The 980-nt window shown below is 63.1% G+C and carries 1 protein-coding gene; it reads right to left on the bottom strand.

Translation table 11 applies throughout. The features are described 5' to 3' along the window. Window positions 1-621 (bottom strand): type I-C CRISPR-associated protein Cas5c (gene cas5c, locus I71_RS23650; RefSeq protein WP_042699230.1); only part of this gene is annotated, 621 nt, incomplete at its 3' end. Window positions 622-980 lie beyond the last annotated feature (359 nt).

Consider the following 980-nt stretch of genomic DNA (forward strand, 5'->3'; position numbering starts at 1 on the left):
TCGATCCCCCGTCACCATGGCGGCGCGGAAGAAATGCGGCGTCATGCCGTCGGCGAAGTCGATGTCGTGCAGCATCCAGCCCAGGTCGCGCGTGCCGCGCAGTTCCTCGTCGGCCTCGGGCATGCCGTCGACCGGCGCGAACCAGGCGGGAAACTCGCGGCAGCCCAGGCAGGGTTGCCAGACGCATTGGCCGCGCGCGATCCGGCGTCGGGCCATTTCCGCATGCTTGCCAGGATTGTCAGCCGCCCCTGCCTTGGCCGTCATTTCGAAATGCGCGTCGATGACATAGCCGACGTTGCGCAGCAGGACGCTGGCCCGCTGCTGCCGCTCTTCCTCGGCGTAGAGCGCCGGAGCCGCGCCGCCCGCCATGCCCTGGCGCGCGGTGGCGTAGGATGCCTTGGCCCCCACCTCGTTGCGCCGGATGGTGTCGAAGCGGATCGGCTTCAGCACATGGATGCGGTCGATGACCCAGCGGATCGCCGGCTTCCAATGGATCGCCTCCAGCACCCCGCGCGCGGCGGACAGGGTGATGACGTCGTAGGACACGCGCTCCGCCTTCATCTCCGGGCGGGAAAACAGGGCACGCTCGCCCCAGACGTGAACTCGGATGCCTTGGGACATGGATTTATTCACCCTGGCGCTGCAAGGGACAATCTACGATTGGACATGTACTCGGGATGTGTCAGCAGAGCGGAGAAAATGCCGCAGGGGGATGGGGCGGCACGAGCAATTGGACTTTGTGAGCCTTGACGAGCCTTGTCGAAAACGTCTCAGGCTTGACGCACCGGATCACCTTGTAAGATCCTCTCATCCGTCATTTCTGCGAAGGCGGGAATCCGATCTTTACAAGCGCTTACGTTGGAAATGCAGGATCCCCCGTCTCCCCGACACCAAGTCATATTAGAAGCAGATCATACGATATTCTCATCCTCATCTCGCTCCCTTGGATCGCGCGCCCTCAGTCCAAGGTCGTTGTCGTA

It is taken from the genome of Azospirillum sp. B506 (assembly GCF_000333595.1).
GTDB lineage: Bacteria > Pseudomonadota > Alphaproteobacteria > Azospirillales > Azospirillaceae > Azospirillum.